This is a genomic window from Nocardia sp. NRRL S-836, from assembly GCF_001279525.1.
In the GTDB taxonomy this organism is placed as follows: domain Bacteria; phylum Actinomycetota; class Actinomycetes; order Mycobacteriales; family Pseudonocardiaceae; genus Lentzea.
In genome coordinates this window covers 1-25,982 of the sequence record NZ_LGDY01000121.1, presented here as the reverse complement: position 1 = coordinate 25,982, position 25,982 = coordinate 1, and the positions used below count along the sequence as shown (strand labels likewise).

Sequence of the window (25,982 nt, the reverse complement as noted above, 5' to 3'; positions counted from 1 at the left end):
GAGGAGAGGTGGAACGTGACAGAGGGAGAACCCGAGTTCCGTCAGGTGGGCGTCATCGGCATGGGGTACGTCGGCCTGACGCTGGCCGCGGCACTCGCCCGCCGCGGGTACGAGGTGCACGGCGTGGACACCCAGCCCGCACTGCTCGACACGTTGTCGCGCGGACGGCCGCACATCTTCGAACCCGGCGTGGAGGACGTCTTCAAGGAGTGGGTGGGCAGCCGGATCTTCCTCGGCCACGACCTGCCCGACACCGGCGTCGACGCGGCGATCATCTGCGTCTCCACCCCCGTCGAGGCGGCCGGGCACGAGCCGTACCTGCTCAACCTCGCCGCGGCGGCCGAGCACATCGCGAAGCGCTGCTCGCCGCAGACGCTGGTGGTCGTGCGCAGCACCGTCCCCGTCGGCGCGACACGGGCGGTCGTGCTGCCCCCGCTGCTCGACGCCTGGGGGTCGGCACGGCTCGTGATGGCTCCCGAACGCACGATCCAGGGGCAGGCGCTGCGCGAGCTGGTCGAGCTGCCGCAGGTCGTCGGCGGTCTCGACGACGAGAGCCTGCGGCTGGGGCTCGCGCTGTTCGGCGGCCTGTCCGACCGGCTGGTGCCGGTGTCGTCGCTGGAGACCGCGGAACTGGTGAAGCTCGTCAACAACTGCCACACCGACGTCATCTACTCGTTCGGCAACGAGGTGGCCAGGATGACCGAGCGGCTCGGGCTCGACCCGCTGGAGGTGATCAGGGCGACCAACGTCGACTACCCGCGCCCGGACATCGCGAAGCCGGGCTACGTCGGCGGCGGCTGCCTGTCGAAGGACCCCTACCTGCTGCTCTCGGCGGCCGAGCGCGCCGGGTACGTCCCGCCGCTGATCAGCGCCGCGCGCACGGTGAACGAGGACCTGCCGGTGCACGTCGCGGAACGCGTGCTCACGCTGCTGGGCGAGCCGGCGGGCAAGCGGTTGCTGGTGCTGGGCTGGGCGTACAAGGGCTGGCCGCCCACCGACGACATGCGCGGCACCCCGATCGCGTCGATGATGCCGGTGTTCGACCGGGCCGGCGTCGAGGTGCTGGGCCACGACCCGCTGGTGGGCGCCGACGTGATCCGCCGCCACGGCGGCACACCGGTGGACGTCGCCGCCGGGTTCGCGAGTGCCGACGCGGTGCTGGTGATCACCGACCACCCGCAGTACCGGCGGCTCGACGTCGACCGGCTGCTGCCGGGGTCGTCCGTGCGGTTCGTCTACGACTCGTGGCGGGTGCTCGACGAGGACCGGGTGAGCGGGAACGGCGTCGGCTACGCCGGTCTGGGCTACCAGGCGGGGGAGACGCGGTGAGGCACCTCGTGCTGGGCGGCGCCGGGTTCATCGGCCTGCACCTCACCAGGAGACTCGTCGCCGACGGCCACGAGGTGACGGTCGTGGACGACTTCTCGCGGGGCCGCCACGACCCCGAGCTCGCCGAGCTGGACGTGCCGGTGATCTCCGCCGACCTCACCGACCCCGCGTCCTTCCACGACCTGCCGCGCGACTGCGACCACGTGTACCTGCTCGCCGCCGTGGTGGGCGTGCGCAACGTCGAACGCGACCCGGCGCGGGTCGTGCGGATCAACACGCTGGCCGCGCTGAACACGCTGGACTGGGTGACCCCGGCGCAGCGGCTGTTCTTCGCCTCCACCAGCGAGGCCTACGCGGGAGGGGTGGGAACCGGGCTCGTGCCGGTACCCACGCCGGAGGCCGTGCCGCTGGTCGTCGAGGACGTCACCGCGCCGCGCTTCGCCTACGCCATCAGCAAGATGCTCGGCGAGGCGGCGGTCGTGCACACCGGACGCGCGAAGGGCGTCCCCGTCGTGGTCGGGCGCTTCCACAACGTGTACGGGCCGCGCATGGGGGCCGACCACGTCATCCCGGAGCTGTGCCTGCGGGCGTTGCGCCGCGAGGACCCGTTCGTCGTCTACGGCACCGACCAGTTCCGGGCGTTCTGCCACGTGGACGACGCCGTCGAGGCGGTGCTGCGGCTGATGGGCACCGAGGCGGCGACCGGCCGGATCGTCCACATCGGCGACGACACCGCCGAGACCAACATCGGTGAGCTGGCCGAGCTGGTGCTCAAGATCGCGGGGCACGCCCCGGCCGTGGACCGCGCGGCCGCTCCGGCGGGCTCGGTCGCACGCCGCTGCCCGGACCTGGGGCTGTTGCGGGAGCTCACCGGGTACGCCCCGTCGGTCCCGCTCGACGACGGGGTGCGGCAGACCTTCGACTGGTACCGCGCGCACGGGTCGTGATCCGGTGCGGGAAGGCACGCGTCCGCCGGACCGTGCCTTCCCGCACCGGACCGCGGTCACACCCCCTCCCACACCGCCTTCACCGAGTCGGCCAGGTCGCGGCGGGGCGACCAGCCCAGCGCCTGCCGCACACGGGTGGTGTCCGCGGCGATCCAGGTGACCGCGGCGGACCTCGCCTGCGCCGCGGCGGTCTCCCGCACCCGGCCGGTGAAGCCGGCGACCTCGGCCAGGACCGCCACCACGTCGCGCACCGCCACCGCCCGGCCGGTACCGACGTTGAGCACCGGCTCGGGCACCGCGGCCGCCAGCGCCGCGTCCGCGATCGCGGCCGCCACGTCGGCGACGTCGACGAAGTCGCGGTACGCGTCGAGCGGCCCGAGCGTGATGTCGGTGCCCTCGTGCAGGGCCGTTCGCATCGCCTCCGCCGCCCTGCCCAGCACGGTGCCGGGCGGGAGGTCGGCGCCGATCGGGTTGAAGACCCGCAGCGCCACGGCGTCCAGCCGGCCGGCCACGACCGCGTCGCGCACCAGCAACGTGCTCGCGAGCTTGGTGATCCCGTACCCGGACACCGGTTCCGGCACCGCGTCCTCGCCGACCGGGCGGCCGTGCGGAACCCGGCCGTACTCGGCCGCGGAGCCGAGCACGACGAGCCGTGCGGACGGCACGGCCCGGGGAAGCGCGTCGAGCAGGTTCGCCGTGGCGGTCACGTTGGCGGCGACGAGCTCGGCGGTCGTGCCGTCCAGCAGCCCCGTGCAGTTGACCACCACCTCGGGCCGCACCGATCTCAGCAGGTCGACCAGCTCGCCGGTGGTGCCGTGGACCAGGTCGTGCCGCATCCAGTGGCGATCGCGCGGCACCGCGCGGCTGACCCGGACGACCCGCGTGCCGCGACCGCGCAGCTCCTTCTCCGCGGCCCGGCCGAGGCAGCCGGCCGCACCGAACAGCAGCGCGGTCACGACGTCACGTCCAGCACCGCTCTGCTCGCGCTGCCGGGCAGCAGCACCGGCCGCAGCCGCTCGAACTCGCGGTTGGCCTCGTCGTAGTCGTCGGGCCGGCCGATGTCGAGCCAGTAGCCGGCGAAGTCGAACGCCGCCGGTCCCTCGCCGCGGGCGAGCAGGTCGAGCACGAGCTCGTCCAGTCCGAAGGGGACGTTGCGCGGGTACGGCGTGAGCGTCTTGCGGGTCATGGCGTACACGCCCATGCTGACGCCGTAGAACAGCTCCGGCTTCTCCACGAAGTCGACGATGCGTCCCTCCGCCGTGGACAGCGTGCCGAAGTCGATCTTCACCTTGCGCTGGTACGTGGCCACCGTCAGCGGGGCGCCGCAGGCGACGTGGTGGTCCAGCAGCGCCGCGTAGTCGAGGTCGGTGAGCACGTCCCCGTTCATCACGAGGAAGTGCTCGGGCAGCAGGTCGACGATGTTGAGCAACGGCCCGATGGTCGACAGCGGCGCTTTCTCCTCCGTGTAGTCGACCGCGAGGTCCCACTTGGACCCGTCGCCGACGAACGCGCGGATCAGCGAACCCAGGTGCCCGATCGCGAGCGTCACCCGCTCGAAGCCCCGCATCCCGAGCTGCTGCAGGATTATGTCGAGGATGGCGTACTCCTCGCCGATCGGTACGAGCGGTTTGGGCAGCGCCGTGGTGTAAGGGCGCAGTCGCACTCCTCTGCCGCCGGCGAGTATCACCGCATGCATGGGAGATCACTTCCTCATCGGTAGTGGCGAACCTGTCCGACGCTCCAGCGGAGCGCCACGAGCAGGAAGACCGGCAACGCGGCGCAGGCGGTCACGAAGACCGGCACGGGATCGGCCAGGAGCCGGTCCGCCACGACGTTGCCGACCAGGACACCGGACACGATCAGGGGTGCGAGCACCGCGCCACCGGTCCGGACGAGCACGAACCCCAGGAAGAACGCGCCGCCGAGCAGGACGTGCCCGTCGATCAGCAGCGCACCGGACGAGGTGAGCACACCGGCCCAGCGCAGCGCCACGAGCAGCACGAGCGCCGCGGAACCCAGCGCCACCAGGCAGAAACCGAGCTCCAGCAGCAGGGCGCGCCACGTCGCCGCGCCGAACTCCCGCGGCAGCGCGCACCGGCGCAGCTCGGCCGAGGCCACCTCGAAGAACCGGTGCGCGCGCCACTCGACCACACCCATCCCGAGCACCAGCGGTGCGGCCGCCACGGCCAGGTCGACCGCGCTGAGCACGTAGCGGGAATCCGTGTGCAGCAGGAGAGCCGCGCACAACGCCGCGTACACGCCGCCGGGCAGTGCGGCGGCGAGCAGCAGCCGCGGGGGAGGCAGCCGGACACCCGCGCGGTCACGTGCGCCGCGGCCGGCCCACCACGCGCCGCCGACGGCGAGCAGCACGGTCACGCCGCCGAGCACCAGCACGGGTTGAACGGCACCCGACACCAGGTGCAGCAGGCCACCGGCACCGGCGGGCACCACCGCCGCGGCGAGCACGACCTCCCTGCCGTGGAACAGCAGAACGCCGATCGCGAGCTGCAACCCGGCCAGCGCCAGCACGAACACCGCGGCCGGCCAGCCCAGCGCCGTGCCCGCGACGGCAACGGCGACCGCCACCCCGGCGGCACCGAGCAACCGCAACGACCGCGCGGCGGCGCCCGCGGCCCCGACCCCGAGCAACCGGTGCGCGACGGCACTCGTGCCGGAGCCCCACACCCACGTCACAGCGGTCGCGAGCACCATCGCCCGCACGGCGGCCGGGCCACCGAGTACCGCGGCCACGGCGGGGAACGCGGTCGTCGGCGCCAGGTACAGCGGTCCGCGCACGGCGTGCAGCCACGTGCCGGCCGGCGGCTCCGGTGCGGTGGCGACGCTCGCGCGGGGCAGCCGTTCGAACACCTCCTCGCCGAGCACGAACACGTCGGCGCGCCCGTAGCGTTCGGTGGCGACCTGGTCGGTGATGCCCTGGCTCTCCAGCAGCGCGGCCACCTGCAGCTCGTCCACCGGGTCGGGCAGCAGCGCGGCCACGCGGTCCACCAGCTCGTCCGGGATCATCGCGCGGCCTCCGCGGTGACGAGCTCGGCGTACCTCGCCCGGTAGCTGTCGTTCCACCGCTGGACGGTGAAGCGCTCGACGACGCGTTGCCGTGCGAGTGCGCCCATCTGCTTGCGCAGCCCGCCGTCGGTCAGCAGCCGCACGCACGCCCGCGCCACGGCCTCGTGGTCACGCGGCGGCACGACGAGCCCCGCGTCCGCGACGGCCTCGCTGACACCGCCGACGTCGGTGCACACCGGTGGCCTGCCGGTCGACATCGCCTCCACGACGGTGAACGGGAAGCCCTCCGACACGCTCGTCAGCGCCACGACGTGACCGGCGTGGTAGGCGTCGACCTGGCTGGGCACCAGCCCCTCGAACACCGCGGCGCCGGTCAGCCCGAGCTGGTCGACGAGCTGCAGGCAGCTCGCGTGGTAGCCCTTGTTCGCCTCGGGCACCGGGCCGAAGACGCGCAGCCGCGCCTGCGGCAGCGCGCGCCGGACCTCGCCGAACGCCCTGATCAACGTGTGCAGGTCCTTGAGCGGGTCGATCCGGCCGACGAACACGATCGTGGGCACGTCCGGTTCGCCCGGCGCCAGCGGGAACTCCGCCGGGTCGATGCCGTTGTACATCGTCCACATGCGACCGGAGTCGGCCCCGCCGCGCAGCTGCCAGCGGCGGTTGTAGTCGGAGTGCGGGGTGAGCATGTCGCAGGCGCGGTAGGCCGCGGCCGCGAGCGCCCGGTGGAAGCTCAGCATGACGACCTTCGCCGGCAGCGACATCGACTCGCCGACCGCGCCGAGGTACCGCTCGCGCAGGTACACGCCGTGCTCGGACATCAGCAACGGCGTTCCGTGCGCCCACTTCGCGGCCATGCCCACCAGCGCGCTCAACCCGTTCATCGCCAGGTGGCACACGTCCACCTGGATCGGCGGGAACAGCAGGGGCCGCAACGAGTGTTCGAGCAGATCGGTCGCGATCACGGCGTCCCGCAACGAGATCGGGCCCTCGCCGCAGTCGGCCACCGCGTGGACCAGCCGCGCGACCGCGTCGTTGGACACGAGCGCCGCACCGACGTCGCGGCTCTGCGCGAGCTCGAAGATCTGCCGCAGGGACCGGGCGAACCGCTCCGGACTCCGGTCCGTGTACGGGAGGAACGACCGCAGGAACGCTTCGTGCACCTCGGAGAACCCGGCGGGCCGCTGGCGGGCCCGCCGGGGACGTCTGCCCCACAACGGCATCGTCACCACCTCGGCGAGGTTGGCCGGGCGCGGCCACCACGGCTGCTCGGTGCCGTCCGCGGTCAGCGCCACGGCGGTGAACGCGTGCCGGGGCATGCCGCGGACGAGCTGGTCGCACCACAGGCTCACACCGCCGGGGTGGAACGGGTAGCAGCCTTCGGAGACCAGCGCGATGCGCAACGGTGCGCCGTCGTCCGCGGCGGCGAGCCCGGCGAGGTCCAGTTCCTGGTAGGTCGTCATGGGCGCGGGCTCGCCATCAGCACCACGGGCGCGTCCGCCGCCAGTCCCACCCGCGCCACGGTGTCCGCGCCGTAGGAGTCGCTCTCGTCACTGCCCGCCTGGTCGGCCTCGGTGGCCTCCCGCTGCCGCACACCGGTGAGGAACAGGGACCCGGCCGCGCCCGGCACGTAGGTGATCGCGCCGGTGCTGCGGTCCCACACCGCGTCCCGTCCGCTCGCGAGCTCGGCGAAGTGCGCGGTGCGCCCCTGCACGTACCGGGCGAGCGTCAGCCAGTCCGGGCTGAGCAGCGGAACCCGGTGCAGCGCCGCGTACTTCGCCACGGTCGCGGTGATCCAGTCGAACCCGAGGGAACGTCCCGGCGCGTACTCGCGCAGGTTGCCCTGGTGCAGGGTGTGCGCGTAGACCGAGCCGCTCGCCAGGTGGCGCACCGCCACCTCGGCCTCGGAGTCGAGCGCCTGCTCGTAGGTCAGGTCGTGGTCGCGGTGGTCGGACGCCTTGCCGTTGCGGCCGTACTGCTGGTTGTACAGCGCCGTCTGCTCCTCTGGAGCGGTGGCCTCGAAGGCGGTGGCGGTCGGCCAGTCCGGCACGACCAGCAGCTCGGACCGCAGCGGGTGGACGACGCCGCAGTTGAAGCAGGACGGCCGGTGACCGGCGAACGACATGTTGCCCTGCACGTACCGCACACCGGCGTCGTACGCGGCGTCGAGCATCGCCCGGTTCGACCCGGTGAGACCGAAGTCCGTGGGCGGGTCGGCCGAGCTCGGATCCGGTGTGTAGACGCCGAGTCCCGAGTACTCCGGCGTCTTGAGCACGCTCGCCGGCACGGGCAGCCCCGCCGCCGCGGCGATCGCCAGGTTCTCGCTGATCTCCGTGCGGCTGACGTCGTAGGAGGTGTCGTTCATCTGCGGATGCGTCGCCGTGTGGTTGACCCACCGGAACTCCCGCACGAGCTCCCGCGAGCAGCTGCTGAGCGTGTCGGGCGTCTGCTGCGCGCAGGACGCCGGGGCGTCGGTCACCAGCCTGCTCCCGTTGAAGGGCAGGGTGAGCGTGAACTCGCCGGCGACCGGGTAGCGGGCCCGCAGCTCGCGTTGGTGCGCGCTCGCCGCCTTCGCGTCGGCGCCGCTGAGCCGGAACTGGTCGAGCGTGCCGTCCGCGCGCAGGCGCGCCGTGGAGTTGAACCAGTCGTCGACGTCCACGGTGAACCAGTGCCGTTGCTCGCCCAGCAGCACACCGCGCGTCGCCCACCGCACGAGCCCGGGACCGAGCAGCGCCGCCGTCACGTCGTCGGGTCCCAGCGAGAACGTCAGTGCGAGCCGCTCCCTGCCGTCCGGCGACCGGCTGCGCACGCCCACGACCGCGTCACCCGCCGTCAGCACCGCCTCGGCGGCACAGCCGGCGGCCAGCCCTGCCCGGTAGACGTACGAGCTGACCAGGGGGATCCGCGCGTCCGGCCGGAGGTGGTCGAAGACGGCGGCGCCCGCGTCGGGCAACGCCAGCTCGATCCCCGCGTCGCCGACCGCGCCCTCGGTGCCCGTCCGCAGGCACAGGTCCTCCGGGACCGTGCCGGGGTGGGCGTTCAGCGACACCTGCCGGACGCCGTAAGCCCGCTCGTAGTCCCACAGGACCGTCCACTGCTCCGCGTCGAACCCACTCGCGTAGGTGCCGTCCGGTCCCGCTCGCAGCAGCGCGTTGCTCGTCAGCAGCACCGCGTCGTAGCGGCCGACGCCGTCCGGGCGGACCAGCCGCTCCGGGGTCAGGCGCTCGGCACCGGCGTGCAGCACGTCGTAGGGCGTGCCGATGGTGTCGAGCACCGATCTCCACGTGGCGAGCCCGAAGTCGTCCTGACCCGTCGCGATCACCAGCTGCCGCAACGCGACCCGCTCACCGCGGCCACCGGTGGACTCCGGCGGCCGCTCGGCCCGCACCGGCACGAACTTCTTGCGGGGCACCGGATAGGGCACCGGATCGGCCTGTTCCGCCGCCCCGCCCGCCCGGTCGGAACCGGGCGGGCTGAGCACCGTGAGGGTCGTGACGGCCAGGGCCACGGCCACCAGCAGGGGAGCGACCACCGTTGACCTCATGCTCTGGGCACCGCCGTGGCGACGACCGTGGTGCCCGCGGTGACCGGCAGCTGCGTGATGACGTCGGCGCCGTAGCGGTCGACGGTGCCCGACGCGTGGGTCACGCCCGTGAGGAACACCGCACCCGTCGTGGCGGCGGTGCGGGTGACCGTTCCGCTGGAACGGTCCCAGACCGCGTCGGCGGCCGCGCGCAGCTCGGCGAAGTGCTTCGTGCGCGCCTCGACGTACCGCGCGAGCGCGGGCCAGTCGGGGTTGCGCAGCGGCACGGCGAACCGGCTCGCGTACCTGTCGACGACGGCACGCAGCCAGTCGAAGGTCAGGCTGCGGCCGGAGGAGAACTGGCGCAGGTTGCCCTGGTGCAGGGTGTGGCTGTACGCGGACCCGCTCATCACGTGCTGCAGGCCGACCTCGGACTCGTAGGTGAGCAGCTCGGCGTAGCTCAGGTCGTGGTCGTAGTAGGGGAACCGGCCGTTCGGGCCGTAGAGGTTGTTGTACAGCAGGGTTTCCTCGGCCGGCGTGGTCACCTGGTAGCCGATGTTGGTCGGCCAGTCCGGCACGACGAGCAGCTCCGGCCGCAGCGGGTGGACGACGCCGCAGTTGAAGCAGGACGGCCGGTGGCTGGGGAACGACATGTTGCCGTGCAGGTAGCGCACGCCGGTGTCGCGGGCGGCGCTGAGCATCGCCTGGTTGGACGCGCCCAGCCCGAAGTCGGTCGGCGGGTCGGTGTCCGGCGCGTTCGGGTCCGGGTTGTACACGCCGAGCCCGGAGTAGGCGGGGGTCTTGAGCACCTCGGTCGGCACGGTGAGCCCGGCCCGGCGCCCGATGGTGAGGTTGTCCGCGATCTCCTGGCGGCTCGTCGCGTAGTCGGTCAGGTTGAGCTCCGGGTGCGTCACCGTGTGGTTGACCCACCGGAAGCTGCGGGCGAGGCACTTCGAGTAGCTCGTGAGCGCATCCGGGGTGCCCGTCGACGAGCAGCGGGACGGCGCCTCCTGCGTGAGGTCGCCGCCGTTGTAGGGCAGGTTCAGCGTGAAGCCCGCGGCCACCGGGTAGGCCGTGCGCAACGCGTTCTGCTGCGCGTTGGTCCCGGCGGCGTCGGACCCGCTCAGCCGGAAGCCGGGATCGGTCTCCAGCCGCCCGTCGTCGTGCAGGTGGTCGGAGGTGTTGAACCAGTCGTCGACGTCGACGCCGATCCAGTGCCGCAGCTCACCCGCGAACACCCCGCGGGTCGCCCAGCGCACCAGCCCGTAGCCCAGCATGTCGGTCTGCGGCAGGAACTCGTTGGAGGAGAACGTCAACGCCACCCGCTCGCGCCCGTCGGCCGAGGTGCTGACCACGCCCAGCACGTACGCGCCGGCCTTCAGCAAGGGCTGTGCGGAGCACCCCGGTGCGAGCGTGGACCGGTAGACGTAGGACTGCGTGACCGGTACCACCGCGCTCGGCACCAGGCGGTCGAAGAGGCGGCTGCCCGCGCTCGTCAGCGTGGCCCGCAGGCCGCTGTCGCCGACCCCGCCCTCGACGCCGGGCCGCAGGCAGTAGTCCTCCGGGAACGTGCCCCACGACGTGTACAGCGACACCTGGCGCACCCGGTAGGCGCGCTCGTAGTCCCACAGCGCCTGCCACTCCGCCGGGTCGAACGCACTGGTGTAGCCACCCGAGCCGTCCGCCTGGAGCAGGGCGTTGTCGGTGAGCAGCACCGCGTGGTAGCGGCCGGTGCCGTCCGGCCGGACGAGACGGCTCGCGGTCAGCGGTTCGGTGCGCGCGAGCAGCACGTCGTAGGGCGTGCCGATCCGGTCGAGCACCGCCTTCCACGTCGGCAGGCCGAAGTCCGCGCCGTCCAGCGCGACCACCAGCGTCCGCAGCGCCACCCGGTCGGTGCCGGCCGCCGGCGCCGCGGTTCCGGCAGGGGTGATCGGTCCGTTCACCACGCCCAGCCGCGGCGGCGCCGACGGCGCCGGACGTGCCACCTCCCCCCGGATGAGGCCGTGCCTGTGGCCGTGCCCGGTCGCCGCGGCAGCGGGCGAGCCGATGAGCAGCGCGGCCGCGGCGAGCGCGGAGAGCCACCTCGTGCGTGACGTGACCATGGTCGAGTCCCTCCCGGAAGTGCGCAGACGTCTCTTCTTCGAACGGTTCGACGTCAATTCATTGCGCCCTGCGCAACCGTTCGACAAGGCATCCGGAAATGACGGCGGGGTCATGGCCGGTGGGTGTCGGACGGGTGCGCGCAATGCCCTCCCTGATAGGCGCGAAAGAAGATGTTAGGTGCCAAACCATGTCGGGGGTACCTCAGTTCGTACGACAACCGACAATTTTCGTGGAGTAACATCAGGGTCCGAACGGACCAGCTGACCGCAGGTGGGAGCGGGCTGGTGACGGGATTGGCCGTGGAATGAGCCGACCGGGCCGACGTGATCTCGGGCCTTTCGCCTCTGGTTCAAGCGCGGGGAGTTCGTGTGGCGATCCGGGTGTTATGGGTGCATTGTGCGTGAACATGAGCACTCTCAGTATGTTTTGCGGGGATGCCTTATCCGTTTTATTTCTCCGGTCTCTGGAATATCGGGCGTGATTCTCCGTGAGGGCGCATTCCCGCCGTTGTCCGGCCGTCAGCTCAGGAGTGCGCGGGTCCGCCCCGTGGCCGAGGCCGGTGCGGGGTGGTAGAGGTGTTGGCGTCCGGCTCGATCCAGAGACCTGGACCACCCTCGGTTGCACGTCCAATAGTAGGAAGTCAAACTATTCCCATGACGACGTCGTCTCCAGGCACTCTGCACAAGCCGGTCAACCCGGTTCGCTTCGTGACCGCGTCGAGCCTGTTCGACGGCCACGACGCCGCCATCAACATCATGCGGCGCATCCTCCAGTCGCAGGGTGCGGAGGTCATCCACCTCGGCCACAACCGGTCGGTGGCGGAGGTCGTCACGGCCGCGATCCAGGAGGACGCTCAGGGCATTGCCATCAGCGCCTACCAGGGCGGGCACGTCGAGTACTTCTCGTACCTGGTCGAGCTGCTCAACGAGCGCGGCGCCGGGCACATCAGGGTCTACGGCGGCGGTGGCGGCGTCATCGTCCCCGAGGAGATCGAGCTGCTGCACTCGCGCGGTGTCGCGCGGATCTTCTCGCCGCAGGACGGCCAGAAGCTCGGTCTCGCCCGCATGATCAACCTGATGATCGAGGAGTGCGACCACGCGCTCACCGCGCCGTTCAGCCACGACGCGCTGCTCACCGGCGCGGACGAGGCGCTCGCCCGCGCCATCACGCACATCGAGGCCGGCACGGCCGAGCCGCTGGAGACCGCCCGCAAGGTGCCGGTGCTGGGCATCACGGGCACCGGTGGCTCGGGCAAGTCGTCGCTCACCGACGAGCTGGTCCGCCGCTTCCGCCTCGACCAGCAGGACAAGCTGCGCATCGCCGTGCTCGCCGTCGACCCGACGCGCCGCCGCGGTGGTGGCGCGCTGCTCGGTGACCGGATCCGGATGAACTGCCTCGGCGGGCCGGCCGGCCCCGGAGGCAGCCGGGGCGACCGGGTGTTCTTCCGCTCGCTGGCCACGCGCCGTGCGGGCAGCGAGCTCCCGGACGGCCTGGAGCAGGCCATCGTGGCGTGCAAGGCTTCCGGCGCGGACCTGGTCATCGTGGAGACGCCCGGTATCGGCCAGGGTGACGCGGCGATCGTGCCGTTCGTGGACTTCTCGCTGTACGTGATGACGCCGGAGTTCGGTGCCGCGTCACAGCTCGAGAAGATCGACATGCTGGACTACGCCGACGCCGTGGCCATCAACAAGTTCGAACGCCGCGGCGCCGAGGACGCGCGCCGGGACGTGGCCAGGCAGATGGTGCGCAACCGTGAGGCGTTCGGCGTGAGGTGGGAGGACATGCCGGTCTTCGGCACGTCCGCCGCGACGTTCAACGACGACGGCGTCACGGCGCTGTACCAGTTCCTGCGCGACGGCCTGAAAGACCACGGCCTGCACGTCGAGGAGGGCGCGCTCGCGCCCGTCAGCGGCAGGACGTCCACGTCGGCGGCCACCGTCGTGCCCGCCTCCCGCGCCCGCTACCTGTCCGACATCGCCGACACCGTGCGCGGCTACCACCGCAGGACCGAGGAGCAGGTCGCCGCGGTCCGCACGCACACCCAGCTCACCGCCGCGCAGAAGGCGCTGGAGGCGGCCGGGAAGGGCGTGTCCGACATCGCCGAGCTCGCCGCGGCGGCCGAGCGCGAGGTCGACCGCGGCACGGTGGACCTGCTGACCGGCTGGGGGCGGACCCGCGAGCAGTACAGCGGGGACGAGCTCGTGTTCACGGTGCGGGACAAGGAGATCCACACCAGGCTGACGCGCGAGACGTTGTCGGGCAACCAGGTCCGCCGGGTCAGTCTGCCCCGCCACGACGACGAGGGCTCGCTGCTGCGGTTCCTGCGCAAGGAGAACCTGCCCGGCTTCTTCCCGTACACCGCGGGCGTCTTCCCGTTCAAGCGCGAGGGCGAGGACCCGGCCCGCATGTTCGCGGGCGAGGGCGACGCCTTCCGCACGAACCGGCGCTTCAAGTACCTGTCGAAGGGCAACCCGGCCACCCGCCTGTCGACCGCGTTCGACTCGGTGACGCTCTACGGCCGCGACCCCGACACCCCGCCGGACGTCTACGGCAAGATCGGCACCTCCGGCGTCTCGATCGCGTCGCTGGACGACATGAAGGCGCTCTACGACGGGTTCGACCTCGTCGCGCCCACCACGTCGGTGTCGATGACGATCAACGGCCCGGCGCCGACGATCCTCGCGTACTTCCTCAACACGGTGATCGACCAGCAGGTCGAGAAGTTCACGGCCGACAACGGCCGCGAGCCCGACGCCGCCGAGTACGAGAAGCTCAGGGCGTTCGCGCTGGCCAACGTCCGCGGCACGGTCCAGGCCGACATCCTCAAGGAGGACCAGGGCCAGAACACCTGCATCTTCTCCACGGAGTTCTCGCTGCGCATGATGGCGGACATCCAGGAGTGGTTCATCCAGCAGCAGGTGCGCAACTTCTACTCGGTGTCGATCTCGGGCTACCACATCGCCGAGGCCGGTGCGAACCCCATCAGCCAGCTCGCCTTCACGCTCGCCAACGGCTTCACCTACGTCGAGTCGTACCTGGCGCGCGGCATGCACATCGACGACTTCGCGCCGAACCTGTCGTTCTTCTTCTCCAACGGCATGGACGCCGAGTACAGCGTCATCGGCCGGGTGGCGCGGCGGATCTGGGCGGTGGCCATGCGCGACCGCTACGGCGCCTCGGAGCGTTCGCAGAAGTTCAAGTACCACGTGCAGACCTCGGGCCGTTCGCTGCACGCGCAGGAGATGGACTTCAACGACATCCGCACGACGCTGCAGGCGCTGTGCGCGTTGTACGACAACTGCAACTCGTTGCACACCAACGCCTACGACGAGGCGATCACGACGCCGACGGAGTCCAGCGTCCGCCGCGCGATGGCCATCCAGATGATCATCAACAAGGAGTGGGGCCTCTCGGCCAACGAGAACCCGTTGCAGGGCTCGTTCGTCATCGACGAGCTCACCGACCTCGTCGAAGAGGCCGTGCTGACGGAGTTCGACCGCATCTCCGAACGCGGCGGCGTCCTCGGCGCGATGGAGACCGGCTACCAGCGCGGCCGCATCCAGGACGAGTCGATGCTCTACGAGCAGCGCAAGCACGACGGCTCGCTGCCGCTGGTGGGCGTCAACACCTTCCTGCCGGAGGACGGCACCCGCGAGGTCGTGAAGATCGAGCTGGCCCGCGCCACCGAGGAGGAGAAGAAGTCCCAGGTGGAACGGACCCGCGCGTTCCAGGCCGCGCACCGCGACGAGGCCCAGAACGCGCTGGCCCGGCTGCGCGAGGTCGCGCAGACCGGCGAGAACGTGTTCGCCGTGCTGATGGACGCCGCACGCGTGTGCACGCTCGGGCAGATCACCGAGGCGTTCTTCGAGGTGGGCGGGCAGTACCGCCGCAACATCTAGCGGGGTGGTGCGGACCGCGACCGGCGTTCCGCACCACGCTCAGACGGCGTAGGGCCGGCCGACGATCCACCCGCCGACGCGGTCGGGGAGCTCGTCGGTCGGCACCACCTCCACCGGGTCGCCCACCCGCACCACCCCCGGCCGGACCACCCAGCTGTCCAGGCACAGCACCCCGCCGAACTCGTGCCGGATCCGCCGGTGCACGTCCAGGTCCTGCGCGCCGGTGTCGGGGTCGATCGTCGTGACCACGCACCGCGCCCGCTGCCGGAACATCCCGATCACCGCGTCACCGGCCACGAGCGCGTGCCCCGGCCAGCTCTCCTCCTCGCCGGCCTCGACACCGCCGATGAGGATGTTGGGCCGCAGCCGCCGCACGTCGATCCCGGCGGCTGCCACCTGCCCGTCGGTGGCCACCAGCACGTTCAGCACGTCGAACCGCTCCGGCCCGGCGTAGCGGGTCAGGCGGCCGCCGAAGGGCGCCACGAGCGCCTGGGCCTCCTCGCTGTCCCACGGCCGTCCGTCCACCAGCGGGCCGGACGGGCCGGTCGAGGCGGGGATCGTGAGCAGGCCGTAGCGGGTGCGGCCGGTCAGGACCCCGCGCGGGCCCCGCACGTGCACCAGCCGGTCGCCCTCCACGCCGTCGTTCGTGAACACCGCCGACTCCAGCGGTTCCCCGCCGAGCGACTTCACCGGATAACGCCACAGCCCTGAGACGTGCATCGGCTCTACTCCGTCGGGATCTCGTGGGTGGACAAGGGGTCGACGCGGCGCTCGGACTCGGCGATCCGCACGTCGTTGATGCTCGCCTCGCGCCGTGCCATCAGCCCGGACGGCGCGAACTCCCAGTTCTCGTTGCCGTAGCTGCGCCACCACTGGCCGTCGTCGTCGTGCCACTCGTACTGGAACCGGACGGCGATGCGGTCGTCCCCGAACGCCCACAGCGACTTGCGCAGCACGTACCGGTGCTCGCGCTCCCACTTCGCGGTCAGGAACGCGACGATCTCGCCGGTGCCGCGGATGAACTCGGACCTGTTGCGCCACACCGAGTCCGGCGTGTACGCGCGGGCGACGAGGAGGGGGTCGCGGGTGTTCCAGGCGTCCTGCGCGGCCCGCACCTTCTGCCGGGCGGTGTCGGCGTCGAACGGGGGCACGAGGTTCACGGCGAACGTCCTTCCAATGGTTGGGTGGCGCTGCAAACGTTAGAACATGGCACTAACGGATGCAAGTGCGTGTTACCGTTAGGTCGTGCTGCTGACGCCCGACGAACCCCGCCCGGTCCTGCTCATGAACACGATCTGGGCGAGCCGGTCGCAGGTGAACGACGACCTGACGACCGTCGCCGGGCTGAGCGACTTCCTCGGGTTCGCGACCGGCGAGGACGACCTGCGGGCGTTCCGCGCGCTCCGCCAGGCGCTGCGGGACCTCGCCGCCGTGCTCACCCGGGACACGCGCCCGGTCGCCCAGGACCGCGACCTCGCCAGGGCCGTCGAGGACCTCAACCGGTCGGCGCGGCGGGCGGTCGCGTGGCCGCAGCTCGCGGCGGAGGACGGGGAACTGGTGCGGCACGACGACGGTGAGGGCGCACCGGCGGACCGGGCGCTCGCCGCGATCGCCGCGGAGGCGGTGGAGCTGTTCACCGGCGAGCAGCGGGACCGGCTGCGCGCCTGTTACGCGCCGGGGTGCGTGCTCTACTTCGTGAAGGACCACCCGCGGCGGGAGTGGTGTTCACCGGGCTGCGGCAACCGGGTCCGCGCGGCACGGCACTACCGGCGCAACCGAGCGGGCGAGTGAGCGAATCCCCTGGTCCGAACGGGTTTTCCTGATCGCCCGGCCTACACGTGAGCCACCGGAGTTCCGATAACCGGAGAACCAGGGTGTGTTTTCGTGTGGTGGTGATCCGCGATGTCCCGAGAATCCGTACCAGGCCACGACATCAGCTGTCACCTCGTCTGCTTCGACGAGACCGGCAACGAGCGGGGGCACGACAGCGCGGACGTCATACGTGACGCTCGCGCCGGTGTCACCGACGTCTTCTTCTTCGTGCACGGGTGGAACGGCGACGTGCCGGCCGCCCGGCACCAGTACGGGCGGTGGGTCGCCACGATGGCCGGCTGCCGAGCGGAACGTGAAGTCGCACACCGGCTTCCCGGTGGCTTCCAGCCCCTCCTCGTCGGCCTGCACTGGCCGTCGAGGGCGTGGGGCGACGAGGACGTGCGAACCGAGGAGTTCATCAGGGCGTCGGCGGCGCGGCTGGGCGGGGGAGCCGCCCGCACGGCCGCGGTGCGCACGATCGTCCAGGCCGCGCTGCGGCACCCGTGCCGGATGTCGCCCGCGGTCGAGGAGGCCTACGTCTACCTGGAGGGGTCGGTACCGGACCTGCCGGGCGAGGAGGGTCTGCCGTTCGACCCGCAGCAGCTCTACCGGGCGTGCCTGGAGGACCCGGCGCTCGGCGGGATCCTGTCCCCGTTGCGGATCCTGACGTTCTGGAAGATGAAGCGGCGTGCGCGGGTGGTCGGCGACAGCGGCGCGGCGCGGATCGCCCGTGAGGTCGCGCAGGCCGCACCGGCCGCGCGCATCCACCTGGTGGGCCACGGCTTCGGCGCCATCACCGCGACCGCGATGGCGACCGTGGTGCCGGCGGCGACGCTGACGCTGGTGCAGGGCGCGATGTCGCTGTGGTCGTTCGCGGAACGGCTGCCCGGCGAACCCGGCTCCGGCTACTTCCGCGGCGTGCTCGGCCGGGTGCCCGGCCCGATCGTCGTGACGACCTCCGCGCACGACCACGCGATCGGCCGCTTCTACCCGCTGGCCGCGCGGTCGGGCCGGCGGCTCGACCTCGACGAGTACCCGAAGTACGGCGCCATCGGCGCACACGGCGTGCAGGGCACCTACGCCCACGGCCACCGCATCGGTGCACTCGGGGAGCTGACCAGGGGCCAGGTGCACAACGTCGACTGCTCGCCGGTGATCCGCCGCGGCGACGGGATCGCCGGTGCGCACAACGACATCTGCCACGCCGAGCTGGCCCGCCTGCTGTGGAGGGCGGTGCTGTCGAGGTAGTCGCGTCCGGAGCACCGGAAGCCCGCTCCGCAACAGGGGCGGCGTTGTGTCCGGTGTGGACTATCGCGCCCGTTCCGTGCCGCGGGCACGACCCCCGCGCGGCACGGAACGGGCGCGGTCACCCCATGCCCGGCCGCAGGACCACCTGTGGCACCAGCGTGTTGCCGAGGCACGGGCGCAGGTCCGCGCGCAACGCGGACAGGCTCACCGGGTGCCGGGCGGGGGAGACCGCCGCACCGGCCGTCGCCGCCGTCAGGACGACCCGCTGCATCGCCTGGCCCGCGCGGATCTCCGCGGCGGCACCTCGCGTGAACGTGCACAGCACCAGGTCGAGCGAGCCCCGCGGCACGTGCAGCCACGCGCGTTCCACCTCGGCGGCCCGAGACAGCAGGCCCCGCCAGGTGTCCGCGTAGGAGAACGCCGTCCACGTGCGACGGTTCGCGTGCAGGGCGTGCAGGGCGTGCAGCAGCGCCAGCACGTCCGGGTCCGGGTTCTGGTGGCCGCCCAGCCGCACCGCCGCGGCGGCGTCGTGGGCGCTCGGTCCCGGCAGCAGCGTCACCAGCGGACGGATCCCGTGGCCCTGCAACGCCAGCCGCACGTTGAGCAGCGCGACACCGCAGGCGAGCCGCTCCTCCCGGCTGTGCGGGCTGGTGGTGTGCAGCTCTATCCGCTCGGGACGCACCTCGAACCGCACCTGCCCAGCGGCGCCCGCGGCGAGGGCCAGCACCCCGCGCACGTCCTCCCCCGCGAGTCCGAGCGACTCGGGCACCACGATGGCCATGCCCACACTCTCCGGCCGGCGGGGCGGTGCGGCCACGGTCGAAGGTCCTCACTTGCCAGGGCCGTGCGCCGGCCGGATCTGTGCGAGGCTAGCGGCGTGCCCCACCCTCCCGGCCGCCGTGACCTCGACGAGCTGCTCGACGAGGTGCGTGACCGCATGGACGAGATCGTCACCACCCGTGACCACATGCAGGAGCTGCTCGGCGCGGTGCTCGCCGTGGCCTCGGGCCTGGAGCTGGACTCGACGCTGCAGCGCATCGTGCAGGCCGCCGTCGACCTCGTCGGCGCCCGCTACGGCGCGCTCGGGCTGCTGGGGACGCGTGACGACCTGTCCGAGTTCGTCCACGTGGGCGTCGACGAGCGGACCCGCGCGACGATGGGCCACCTGCCGGAGGGCAAGGGCCTGCTCGGACTGCTGATCAAGGAGCCGAGCCCGTTGCGGCTGCGCGACCTGAGCCGGCACGACGTGTCGGTCGGGTTCCCGCCGAACCACCCGCCGATGCACAGCTTCCTCGGCGTGCCCGTGCGGGTGCGCGACGAGGTGTTCGGCAACCTGTACATGACCGAGAAGATCGGCGCCGCCGAGTTCACCTCCGACGACGAGGCGGTGCTGCAGGCGCTGGCGGCGGCAGCGGGCATCGCGATCGACAACGCCCGGCTGTTCGAACGCTCGCGGATGCGCGAACGGTGGCTGGAGGCGATCGGCGAGGTCAACTCCGAGCTGCTCGGCGGGGCGTCCGGCGAGTACGCGCTGCGGCTGATCACCCAGCGGATCGTGGAGCTGGCCGCCGCGGACGCGGCGCTGGTCGTCCTCGGCGACGGGCAGCACGTGCCGATGACGGTGGCGGCGAACGCGGGCGTGCAGCTCGACGGCCTCGACGTGGAGCAGACCGTCGGCGAGGTGGTCCGCTCGGGCCTGCCGCTCATCGTCGATGACCTCGGCTCGGCCTTCGGACCGGCACTGGCGGTGCCGCTGCGGTCGGGCTCCCTCGTCACGGGCGCGCTGGTCGTGCTGCGCCGTGGCGGCGAGTCGCGGTTCCTGCCCGACCAGGTGCCGATGCTCGCCTCCTTCGCCGACCAGGCGGCGGTGGCGCTGGAGTTCGCCGAGCAGCAACGCTCGCAACGGCTGCTGTACGTGCTGGAGGACCGCGACCGGATCGCCCGCGACCTGCACGACCACGTGATCCAGCGGCTGTTCGTCACCGGCCTCACGCTGCAGGCGACCATGCGGCGCGTCACCGAGCCGGAGGTCGCCGCACGCCTGCGGACGGCCGTGGAACAGCTCGACGAGACCGTGCGCGAGATCCGCACCTCGATCTTCGACCTGCACTCGACCGACAGCACGTCGCTGCGCCGCCGCCTGCTCGACCTCGTGGCCGGCCTGACCGAGGCCACGCACCTGTCACCGGCCGTGCGGATGTCCGGCACGGTCGACAACTCCGTGCCGCCCGAGCTCGCCGAACACGTCGAGGCGGTGGTGCGCGAGGCCGTCACGAACGCGGTGCGGCACGCGGAGGCCACCGAGCTGACGGTGCTCGTCGACGCGGGCGAGGACGTGGTGATCACTGTGCGGGACAACGGGATCGGCGTCGCGGTCGACGTCGTGCGCAGCGGGTTGCGCAACCTCGCGCACCGGGCAGCGCAGTTCGGTGGCACGTTCGCGGTGCGCGCGAACGAGGGTGGCGGCACCTGCGTGGTGTGGCGGGTTCCGCTGGAGCAGGCCCGTTAGCGGTGCTGCTCGCCGTCCTTGCGGAACTGCGACGCGAACACGGCGGCCTGCGTGCGGCGCTGCATGCCGAGCTTCGCGAGCAGGTGCGAGACGTAGTTCTTGACCGTCTTCTCCGCGAGGAACATCCGCTCGGCGATCTGCCGGTTCGTCAGGCCCTCGCCGATGAGGTCGAGCACCGTGCGCTCCTGCTCGCTGAGCACGCGCAGCGGGTCGCCCTCGTCGCGTTCGCGGCGGATCCGGTTGAGCAGGGCACTGGTCGTGCGGGCATCCAGCAGCGACTGGCCGGCGGCGACCGTGCGGACCGCGTTGACCAGGTCGGCGCCCAGGATCTGCTTGAGCACGAACCCGGACGCGCCCGCCATGATCGCGTCGAACAGGGCCTCGTCGTCGGCGAAGCTCGTGAGCATCAGGCACTGCAGGCCGGGGATGCGGCTGCGCAGCTCGCGGCACAGCTCGATGCCGTTGCCGTCGGGGAGGCGGATGTCGAGCACGGCCACGTCGGCACGGGCGCCCGGCACCTTGGCGAGCGCTTCCGCGACCGACGCGGCGTCACCGACCACCTCCAGGTCGGACTCCTCGCCGAGCAGGTCCGCGACGCCGCGGCGGACGATCTCGTGGTCGTCGACGAGGAAGACGCGCGTCGCCATGGCGTCACGGTAGCCCAAAGACCACCGCCGGAGGGGACCCGCGGCCCGCGGCACGCTGCGCCGATCGGGCCTACTTCTCCGGCCACGAGCCGCAGACGCGGCAGCGGCCGATCCCCCTGTCGCCGGGGGATCGGCCGCGCTGCTGACGACGGGCTCATCGGGCCGGTTCGACACCGAGCGAGGCGCGGTTCACCACCGCCCGGTGGCCGCGGTCAGGCCTGCTTGATCGCCGAGATCTCGAACTCGAGCACGACCTTCTCGCTGACCAGGACGCCGCCGGTCTCCAGCGCGGCGTTCCAGGTCACGCCGTAGTCCTTGCGGTTGATGGTGTGCGAGCCCTCGAAGCCCACGCGGGTGTTGCCGAACGGGTCGACGGCCACGCCCTCGAAGGCGAACGGGATGGTGATGCTCTTGGTGACGTCCTTGATGGTGAGGTCACCGGTGATCTCGAAGTTGTCGTCGTCGACCTGCTTCGCGGAGGTCGAGACGAACTTGATCTCCGGGTAGTTCTCGACGTCGAGGAAGTCGTTGGTGGTCAGGTGGCCGTCGCGCTGTGCGTTGCGGGTGTCGATGCTCGCGACCTTCAGCGTGACCTGGGCCGTGGTGTTCTCCGGCTTGTCACCGTCGATCTTGATGGCGCCGTCGAACTCGTTGAACGCACCACGGACCTTGGTGACCATCGCGTGGCGGGCGACGAAGCCGATGCGGGAGTGCGACGCGTCGATGACGTAGTCGCCGGTCAGTTCGGAGAGGTTCGTGGCCGTGGTCATGGCGGTGTGTCCTTCGGTTGCTCGGTTTGGTTGAACTGTCATCTACCTTGCCCCAACCGTGGATGATGTGTCAACTATTCCCGTATGCTGAACCTGTGACCCGATGGCTTGAACCTGAACAACAGCGGGCGTGGCGCGCCTACGTCCGCATGCAAGGGGAGCTCAACGCCCATCTGAGCAGGCAGATGACCGTCGACTCCGACATTTCCATGGCTGACTTCGCCGTGCTCGTCGAACTGACCGACGCGCCGGAGGAACGGGTCCGCGTGCTGGAGCTCGCGCGCTCGCTGCACTGGGAGAAGAGCCGCATCTCACACCACGTGGGGCGGATGGAGAAGCGCGGCCTGGTGGCGCGGCAGGGCTGCACCAGTGACGGGCGCGGCTCCTACGTGGTGCTGACCCCGCAGGGCCGTGCGGCGATCGAGGCGGCCGCGCCCCGGCACGCCGAGACCGTCCACGACCTGGTGTTCGACCTGCTCAGCCCGGAGGAGGTCGAGTCGCTGCGGTCGATCTCCGAGAAGATCTTCACGCGGTTAACGACAGGCGAATGTGCGGCGGTAGTCGCTCGGTGCGACGCCGACGAGGCGGTGGAAGTGGTGCCGCAGGAGTGCGGCGGTGCCGAAGCCTGACCTGGTCGCGACCGCGTCGACGTCCAGGTCGGTCTCCTCCAGCAACCGGCGGGCGTGCAGCACCCGTTGCAGTGACAGCCACTTGTTCGGCGTCGTGCCGGTCTCCGCGACGAACCTGCGCGCGAACGTCCGCTCGGACATGACGGCGAGCTTCGCCATCGAGGCCACCGTGTGGTTGTCCGCGATCGTGTCGAGCACCTGTTCCAGCACGGGTTCGAGGCTGTCCGTCGAGCACTCGGGGATGGGCAGCTCCACGAACTGGCGCTGACCGCCGTCACGCTGCGGCGGGACGACCATCCTGCGCGCGATGGTCGTGGCGACCTTCGTGCCGAGCTCCCGGCGCACCAGGTGCAGGCAGGCGTCGATGCCCGCGGCCGTGCCGGCGCTGGTGATGATGTTGCCGTCGTCGACGAACAGCACGTCCGGGTCGATGTGCGCCCGCGGGAAGCGCTCCTGCAACGCGCTGGTCTCGCGCCAGTGGGTGGTGCAGCGGCGGCCGTCGAGCAGGCCCGCCTCACCCAGGATGAACGCCGCGCTGCAGACGCTCAGCAGCGTCGCGTCGGTCTCCCTGAGCGTCTTGAGCAGCTTCTCCGGGTAGTCCTCGCGGATCTTGGCCGCGGGCAGCGCGACCAGGTCGGCGTCGAGCATCGCCTCGAAGCCGTGCTCCGGCGTGATGGTGACGCCGGGGACCTCCGTGCGCACCGGCTCGTTCGGCAGCTCGCCGCACACCCGGAAGTCGATCAGCGGCACGCCCTCCTCGGTCCGGTCGACGCCGAACACCTCGCAGAGCACGCCGAACTCGAACGGCGCGACGCCGTGGATGAGCGGTACCGCCACCGATCGCAGCATGGCAGGATATTAGCGCGCATCGACAGATCTGCCACTGTTGGCTGGATTTTGTCGGCCGCAAACTTCTTACATGACTCTCGCAGTGATCGCCCTGGTGGTAGCGGCAATCTCCGTCTGGCTCGACCGGCACCGCGACCGCGATGCCGGCCTGGCAGGCTCCTCCGACGTCGTCGACCGCGACCGCATCCGCGTGCGCAACGACATCCGGTACCTCACTTGATACCGGTCTTCTCGATCTTCGGTTGCGGACCGGTGTAACGGGCGACCGGGCGGATGATCTTCGTGTCCTCGGACTGCTCGAGCGCGTTGGCACACCACCCGATCACCCGGCTGCACGCGAACGTCGGCGTGAACATCTCGCGCGGGATCCCGCACAGCTCCATCACCACGCCCGCGTAGAACTCGACGTTCGCGTACAGCTGCCGGCCGGGCTTGAGCTCGGCGAGCAGCTCGGTCACCCGGCGTTCGACCGTCGTCGCGAACTCGACGAGCGGGGTGCCGTGCTGCCGCGCGATCTCCCGGAGCAGGCGGGCCCGCGGGTCCTCCGTGCGGTAGACGGCGTGACCGAAGCCCATGATCCGGTTGCCCCGCTCGATCTGCTCCCGCACCCACGGGTCGATGTTGTCCGGCGTGCCGATGAGGTCGAGGCTCTCCAGTGCCCGGTCCGGCGCACCGCCGTGCAGCGGCCCGGAGAACGTGCCGATCGCCGCCGTCACCGCCGACACGACGTCGGCGCCCGCGCTCGCGACCACGCGCGCCGTGAACGTCGACGCGTTGAACCCGTGGTCGATCGTCGCGATCAGGTACTGCTCGACGGCCCGGCTCTGCCACGCCTCCGGCTCGGCGCCGGTGATCATGTACAGCCAGTTCGCCGAGGTTGACAGATCGGCCCTGGGCTCGACGGGGTCAAGCCCGAGCTTGAGCCGGTGCAGCGCGGCCAGGACCGTCGGCGTCACCGCGCACACCCGGAGGGCGTCGGCCCTGCGCGCCGCCATCGGCGCGTCCCACATCGGCTGCGACGGCAACATCGACAACGCCGTCCGCAGCCCGGCCAGCGGCGTGACACCCGACCGCGCGATCGCGGGCAGCACCTCGCCGATGCCGGCGGGCAGCTCGCGCAACGCCGCCGTGCGCTCCCGGAACAGCTCGCTCTCCGCGGCGTCCGGCAACCGGCCCTCCGCGAACAGGAACCAGACGTCCTCGAACGACCGGGTCCTGGCCAGCTCGATCGCGTCGTGCTCGCGGTAGTGGTAGTACCCCGCGGCCCCGTTCACGTCCCCGATCAGGGTCGTGGTGACGACGACGTCTTTAAGCCCTTTGGGTGCATCAATCAACATGCACACAGAGTCCGTCAACATGTAATGTACAGTCAACGTTGATGGAATCAATGTTGACGACGAGTCAGGCCGCCCGCCGCCTGGGCGTGAAACCGGCGACGGTGTACGCCTACGTCAGCCGCGGCCTCCTGACCAGCCAGAAGGTCAACCGGGCGAGCATGTTCGACGTCGCCGAGGTCGAGGCCCTGGCGCAGCGCACTGGTGCGCGCGGAGCAGTGGCCGCTGTGACCGATCGCATCCGCACCCGCATCTCGTTGCAGGAGCACGACCGCCTCTACTACCGCGGCCGCTCCGCCGTCGAGCTCAGCGGCTCCCGCCGCTTCGAGGACGTGGCGCACTGGCTGTGGACCGGCGCCGACACCACCGGCTTCGAGTTCCCCGAGGGCCAGGAGATCTGGATGGCCCTCCCCGACAGCGCGACCCTGACCGACCGCATCCGCGTCGCCGTGGCCCTGGCCGGCGCGGGCGACCCGTTGCGCTTCGACCTCGACCGCGCGGTCACGACCGCCACCGCCCTGATCGCCGACGTAGTCGAGTCGCTGCCCCTCGTCCAGCCACCCCGCGGCCCCGACATCGCCGACCGCCTGTGGGCCCGCCTCTCCGCGGAACCCCCCGAACCCGAGGTGCTGAACGCGGCCCTGGTCCTGCTCGCCGACCACGACCTCGCCGCCTCCACCCTGGCCGCCCGCGTCGCCGCCTCCGCCCGCGCCCACCCGTACGCCGTGGTGTCCGCCGGCCTGGGCGCCATGGAGGGCCAGAAACACGGCACCGCCAGCACCATCGCCCACCGCTTCCTGCTGCAGGCCGCCGCCGACCCCGTGGCCGCCGTGGCCGAACGACTGCGCGCCGGCGAACCCATCCCGGGCTTCGGCTTCGGCCACGGCGTGTACCAGCACCGCGACCCCCGCGCCGACCACCTGCTGGCCATCCTGCGGGAGCGCGGCGAACTGGTGGCCGACCAGGTCATCGAGACGCTGCCGCAGACGTTCCCGAACGTCGACCTCGCCCTGGCCCAGCTCGGGCTGACGTACAAGATGGCGCCGGACGCCGGGGAGGCGATCTTCGCCGTGGCCCGCATCGTGGGGTGGATCGCGCACGCGATGGAGGAGTACGCCGAGCCGGGACTGCGGTTCCGGACGCTCGGCGTGTACACGGGCGACCGGCCGTAGCGGCTCGCTTTTGCGGGTGCTGGGGGTTGGGGCCCGCCTGGGGACGGTGGGGCTGCCTTGGGCGTGGTTTGAGCACGGGCGGCTGGCCTCAGAACGGGGGCGGCTGGCCGGAGGCTGGTGCGGCTGGCCTGGGGTGGTTCGGCTTGGGAAGGGGCGGCGGGGGGGGTTTCCCCCCACCGCCCCCCTTCCC

The 25,982-nt window shown here is 71.6% G+C and carries 22 protein-coding genes; 9 read left to right on the top strand and 13 right to left on the bottom strand.

The features are described 5' to 3' along the window. Positions 1–15 precede the first annotated feature (15 nt). On the top strand, positions 16–1,329 hold the full coding sequence (locus tag ADL03_RS31665) for a nucleotide sugar dehydrogenase (RefSeq protein ID WP_082373635.1): 1,314 nt from the start codon (positions 16–18) through the stop codon (positions 1,327–1,329). Then, the gene (locus tag ADL03_RS31660; RefSeq protein ID WP_053737260.1) at positions 1,326–2,276 is read left to right on the top strand and encodes an NAD(P)-dependent oxidoreductase; all 951 of its coding nucleotides are present in this window, start codon (positions 1,326–1,328) and stop codon (positions 2,274–2,276) included. The genes ADL03_RS31665 and ADL03_RS31660 overlap by 4 nt, the downstream gene beginning before the upstream one ends. A 56-nt stretch (positions 2,277–2,332) precedes the next feature. On the opposite strand, the gene ADL03_RS31655 is transcribed toward ADL03_RS31660, so the two are convergent. The 6 genes from ADL03_RS31655 to ADL03_RS48900 are packed head-to-tail and all read right to left on the bottom strand — an operon-like array spanning position 2,333 to position 10,922. Then, complete coding sequence (locus ADL03_RS31655) at positions 2,333–3,232, bottom strand: NAD(P)-dependent oxidoreductase (protein ID WP_053737259.1); 900 nt, start codon at positions 3,230–3,232, stop codon at positions 2,333–2,335. Then, entirely contained in the window at positions 3,229–3,972 is a 744-nt protein-coding gene (locus ADL03_RS31650) for a sugar phosphate nucleotidyltransferase (RefSeq protein WP_053737258.1), read from the bottom strand. The genes ADL03_RS31655 and ADL03_RS31650 overlap by 4 nt, the downstream gene beginning before the upstream one ends. 14 nt (positions 3,973–3,986) lie before the next feature. Then, entirely contained in the window at positions 3,987–5,300 is a 1,314-nt protein-coding gene (locus ADL03_RS31645) for a hypothetical protein (RefSeq protein WP_053737257.1), read from the bottom strand. Beyond that, entirely contained in the window at positions 5,297–6,760 is a 1,464-nt protein-coding gene (gene pelF, locus ADL03_RS31640) for a GT4 family glycosyltransferase PelF (RefSeq protein ID WP_053737256.1), read from the bottom strand. Before pelF ends, ADL03_RS31645 begins: the two co-directional genes overlap by 4 nt. Next, positions 6,757–8,841, bottom strand: coding sequence for a hypothetical protein (locus ADL03_RS31635; protein ID WP_197288812.1), 2,085 nt, complete (start codon positions 8,839–8,841; stop codon positions 6,757–6,759). Before ADL03_RS31635 ends, pelF begins: the two co-directional genes overlap by 4 nt. Then, on the bottom strand, positions 8,838–10,922 hold the full coding sequence (locus tag ADL03_RS48900) for a hypothetical protein (protein WP_063798773.1): 2,085 nt from the start codon (positions 10,920–10,922) through the stop codon (positions 8,838–8,840). Before ADL03_RS48900 ends, ADL03_RS31635 begins: the two co-directional genes overlap by 4 nt. Before the next feature lie 654 nt (positions 10,923–11,576). Between ADL03_RS48900 and icmF the strand changes: the two genes are divergently transcribed. Continuing rightward, positions 11,577–14,822 carry a fused isobutyryl-CoA mutase/GTPase IcmF gene (gene icmF, locus ADL03_RS31630; RefSeq protein ID WP_053737255.1) on the top strand — a complete coding sequence of 1,082 codons (3,246 nt, stop codon included), beginning with the start codon at positions 11,577–11,579 and terminating at the stop codon, positions 14,820–14,822. Between the two features lie 39 nt (positions 14,823–14,861). Here icmF and ADL03_RS31625 read toward each other — a convergent pair whose 3' ends face one another. Both ADL03_RS31625 and ADL03_RS31620 read right to left on the bottom strand, forming a co-directional pair. Then, positions 14,862–15,542, bottom strand: coding sequence for an MOSC domain-containing protein (locus ADL03_RS31625; RefSeq protein WP_053737254.1), 681 nt, complete (start codon positions 15,540–15,542; stop codon positions 14,862–14,864). A gap of 5 nt (positions 15,543–15,547) precedes the next feature. Continuing rightward, positions 15,548–15,973, bottom strand: coding sequence for a nuclear transport factor 2 family protein (locus ADL03_RS31620; protein ID WP_197288818.1), 426 nt, complete (start codon positions 15,971–15,973; stop codon positions 15,548–15,550). Positions 15,974–16,067: 94 nt separating this feature from the next. Here ADL03_RS31620 and ADL03_RS31615 point away from each other — a divergent pair, with 94 nt between their 5' ends. Continuing rightward, positions 16,068–16,613: an ABATE domain-containing protein gene (locus ADL03_RS31615; RefSeq protein ID WP_053737252.1), complete on the top strand. Its 546-nt coding sequence runs from the start codon at positions 16,068–16,070 to the stop codon at positions 16,611–16,613. Positions 16,614–16,724: 111 nt separating this feature from the next. Continuing rightward, complete coding sequence (locus tag ADL03_RS31610) at positions 16,725–17,882, top strand: hypothetical protein (protein WP_053737251.1); 1,158 nt, start codon at positions 16,725–16,727, stop codon at positions 17,880–17,882. Between the two features lie 118 nt (positions 17,883–18,000). Here the strand turns inward: ADL03_RS31610 and ADL03_RS31605 are convergent, their stop codons facing one another. Further along, positions 18,001–18,663 (bottom strand): hypothetical protein, encoded by a 663-nt coding sequence (locus ADL03_RS31605; protein WP_053737250.1) that lies wholly within the window; start codon positions 18,661–18,663, stop codon positions 18,001–18,003. 96 nt (positions 18,664–18,759) lie between these two features. On the opposite strand from ADL03_RS31605, the gene ADL03_RS31600 reads away from it, so the two are divergent. Beyond that, positions 18,760–20,391, top strand: coding sequence for a GAF domain-containing sensor histidine kinase (locus ADL03_RS31600; RefSeq protein WP_231642521.1), 1,632 nt, complete (start codon positions 18,760–18,762; stop codon positions 20,389–20,391). Here the strand turns inward: ADL03_RS31600 and ADL03_RS31595 are convergent. After that, a complete protein-coding gene (locus ADL03_RS31595; RefSeq protein WP_053737249.1) occupies positions 20,388–21,038 on the bottom strand; it encodes a response regulator transcription factor in 651 nt (216 codons plus the stop codon). The two genes, ADL03_RS31600 and ADL03_RS31595, sit on opposite strands and share 4 nt — an antisense overlap. Positions 21,039–21,250: 212 nt before the next feature. After that, positions 21,251–21,808 carry a YceI family protein gene (locus ADL03_RS31590; protein ID WP_053737248.1) on the bottom strand — a complete coding sequence of 186 codons (558 nt, stop codon included), beginning with the start codon at positions 21,806–21,808 and terminating at the stop codon, positions 21,251–21,253. Positions 21,809–21,903: 95 nt separating this feature from the next. Here ADL03_RS31590 and ADL03_RS31585 point away from each other — a divergent pair, with 95 nt between their 5' ends. Continuing rightward, a complete protein-coding gene (locus ADL03_RS31585) occupies positions 21,904–22,437 on the top strand; it encodes a MarR family winged helix-turn-helix transcriptional regulator (protein WP_082373634.1) in 534 nt (177 codons plus the stop codon). Here the strand turns inward: ADL03_RS31585 and ADL03_RS31580 are convergent. After that, entirely contained in the window at positions 22,342–23,286 is a 945-nt protein-coding gene (locus tag ADL03_RS31580; protein ID WP_053737247.1) for a helix-turn-helix domain-containing protein, read from the bottom strand. The two genes, ADL03_RS31585 and ADL03_RS31580, sit on opposite strands and share 96 nt — an antisense overlap. A 70-nt stretch (positions 23,287–23,356) precedes the next feature. Here ADL03_RS31580 and ADL03_RS47575 point away from each other — a divergent pair, with 70 nt between their 5' ends. Then, positions 23,357–23,506, top strand: a complete 150-nt coding sequence (locus tag ADL03_RS47575; protein WP_157529518.1) for a hypothetical protein — start codon at positions 23,357–23,359, stop codon at positions 23,504–23,506. Here ADL03_RS47575 and ADL03_RS31575 read toward each other — a convergent pair. Next, complete coding sequence (locus ADL03_RS31575; RefSeq protein WP_231642519.1) at positions 23,499–24,623, bottom strand: citrate/2-methylcitrate synthase; 1,125 nt, start codon at positions 24,621–24,623, stop codon at positions 23,499–23,501. The two genes, ADL03_RS47575 and ADL03_RS31575, sit on opposite strands and share 8 nt — an antisense overlap. A 41-nt stretch (positions 24,624–24,664) precedes the next feature. Between ADL03_RS31575 and ADL03_RS31570 the strand changes: the two genes are divergently transcribed. Beyond that, positions 24,665–25,792, top strand: coding sequence for a citrate synthase (locus ADL03_RS31570; protein WP_053737245.1), 1,128 nt, complete (start codon positions 24,665–24,667; stop codon positions 25,790–25,792). Positions 25,793–25,982: the final 190 nt, after the last annotated feature.